We start from the raw sequence: 2,167 nt of genomic DNA, 5'->3' as shown, positions 1-2,167 counted from the left end.
TGTCGTCAGTTCGAGTCTGACAGGCGGAGTTTAATATGGAGTGTTGTCCGAGCGGCTGAAGGAGCATGATTGGAAATCATGTATACGGGTAAATACCTGTATCGAGGGTTCAAATCCCTCACACTCCGTTTTATGGCGGTGTAGCTCAGCTGGCTAGAGCGTCCGGTTCATACCCGGGAGGTCGAGGGTTCGATCCCCCCCGCCGCTATAAGCAAACCACGACTTGGTCGTGGTTTTTTGTTTTCGATTTTTATTTCTCTCCTCTTTTGTCTATTCTTTAAGCTTTTCTATTTTTTCTGAAAACTTTTTCCCGAAAAAAGCTTGCATTGACCGGGAATTGCTGTATACTAGTAAACGTGCTTACGAAAAGGCCCGTTGGTCAAGTGGTTAAGACACCGCCCTTTCACGGCGGTAACATGGGTTCAAATCCCGTACGGGTCATATGGAGGATTAGCTCAGCTGGGAGAGCATCTGCCTTACAAGCAGAGGGTCACAGGTTCGAGCCCTGTATCCTCCATGTTCAGAAGGTTACCGGACGGTAATCTTTTTTTTTACAAAAAACTGAACATGTTTAAAATGTTATTTGTTACAAGTCCTGATAGGATTCACCAAATTGGTGAAGATGCCTTGTAACCGTGTAGCTAGTCTATAGGGGGACACACATAGATGGAAAAGCACTTATTTACGTCAGAATCAGTTTCAGAAGGACACCCGGACAAGGTCGCTGACCAGATCTCCGATGCCATCCTGGACGCGGTACTCGCCCAGGATCCGCAAGCCCACGTGGCCTGTGAGACTTCTGTAACCACCGGTTTGGTCTTGCTCTTCGGGGAAATCTCGACTACGGCTAATGTTGACTACCAGCAGGTCGCGCGCAAGACGATCCGCGAGATCGGCTACAATGACCCAGACCTGGGCTTTGACGCCGACAACTGCGCCGTTTTAGTAGCGCTGGACAAGCAGTCGCCTGACATCGCCGGCGGGGTTGATGAAGCCCTGGAAGTCCGGGGAGAAGACGACAGCGATGAACTCGACCAGATCGGGGCTGGTGACCAGGGGCTCATGTTTGGTTTCGCCATCAACGAAACGCCGGAACTGATGCCTTTGCCGATTTCCCTGGCCCACCGCTTGATGCGCAAAGTGGCCCAGCTGAGAAAAGAGGAGACCTTCCCCTGGCTGCGGCCAGATGCCAAGGCCCAGGTCACGGTGGAATACGATGACACCGGCAAGCCTAAGCGGGTGGACACGGTCGTTATCTCAACCCAAACCAGCCCTGACGTGACTAATGAAGAGATCCGGGTGGCCATGGTCCACGACGTGATCAAGGAAGTCATTCCAGACAAGTTCTTGGATGACGAGACCAAGTACCTGATTAACCCGTCCGGCCGCTTCGTTATCGGGGGGCCGAAGGGGGACGCCGGTCTGACTGGCCGCAAGCTCATCGTCGATACTTACGGCGGCTATGCCCGCCACGGCGGCGGTGCCTTCAGCGGCAAGGACGCCACCAAGGTCGACCGAAGCGCCTCATACGCTGCCCGCTACGTGGCTAAGAACATTGTCGCCGCTGGCCTGGCTGACCGCTGTGAAGTCCAGCTGGCCTACGCCATCGGGGTAGCCCACCCGGTTTCCATCATGATTGATACTGCCGGGACCGGCAAGGTGAGCGACCAGCTTTTGACTGAAGCTGTCCGGGCCAATTTTGACTTGCGCCCAGCCGGGATCATCAAGATGCTGGACCTGCGCCGGCCAATCTACAAGCAGACGGCTGCATATGGCCACTTTGGCCGCACTGACGTCGACCTGCCTTGGGAAAAGGCCGACAAGGCGGAAGCCCTCCAGGCTTTTGTTAATGGCCGCAAGTAATATTTTCTACAATTGAATACACGTAAGACATTAACGTAACATAAATTTCGTTGGAGAAAAGAATGAAGAAAACAAACGTGAAAATGGTCACGCTCGCTGTCTTTATTACCACTTTTATGTCCGCGATCGAAGGCACGATTGTGTCGACCGCGATGCCAACCATTATCGCCGATTTGGACGGGCTGGCAATCATGAGCTGGGTGGTGTCTGTCTTTCTGCTGATGACGGCAGTCTCAACGCCGATTTATGGGAAACTGGCTGATAGCGTAGGACGCTGATATGACCCCCGAAATTAGGACACTAA

The 2,167-nt window shown here is 53.0% G+C and carries 1 protein-coding gene, 4 tRNA genes, 1 pseudogene and 1 riboswitch; all 6 genes and pseudogenes read left to right on the top strand.

What is annotated here, in order from left to right; genetic code table 11:
* Positions 1–37: 37 nt before the first annotated feature.
* A tRNA-Ser gene (locus HMPREF3168_RS02470) sits at positions 38–128 on the top strand.
* A gap of 6 nt (positions 129–134) precedes the next feature.
* Positions 135–208, top strand: a tRNA-Met gene (locus HMPREF3168_RS02465).
* Between the two features lie 161 nt (positions 209–369).
* Positions 370–441 (top strand) — tRNA-Glu (locus HMPREF3168_RS02460).
* Positions 442–444: 3 nt separating this feature from the next.
* Positions 445–517: transfer RNA gene (locus tag HMPREF3168_RS02455), tRNA-Val, on the top strand.
* Between the two features lie 64 nt (positions 518–581).
* A riboswitch (SMK box riboswitch) is annotated at positions 582–669 on the top strand.
* Positions 667–1,863 (top strand): methionine adenosyltransferase, encoded by a 1,197-nt coding sequence (gene metK / locus HMPREF3168_RS02450; protein WP_003611752.1) that lies wholly within the window; start codon positions 667–669, stop codon positions 1,861–1,863. (Overlaps the previous riboswitch by 3 nt.)
* A gap of 62 nt (positions 1,864–1,925) precedes the next feature.
* Positions 1,926–2,138: pseudogene (locus tag HMPREF3168_RS02445) on the top strand (MFS transporter); the annotation flags it as partial.
* Between the last annotated feature and the right edge of the window lie 29 nt (positions 2,139–2,167).

It is taken from the genome of Lactobacillus sp. HMSC08B12 (assembly GCF_001808415.1).
GTDB classification, from domain to species: domain Bacteria; phylum Bacillota; class Bacilli; order Lactobacillales; family Lactobacillaceae; genus Lactobacillus; species Lactobacillus delbrueckii.
This window is presented reverse-complemented; position numbering and strand designations above follow the sequence as displayed.

Bases quoted from the DNA above. Each gene is read 5' to 3' on its own strand.
- metK (WP_003611752.1), top strand. From the start codon at position 667: ATGGAAAAGCACTTATTTACGTCAGAATCAGTTTCAGAAGGACACCCG.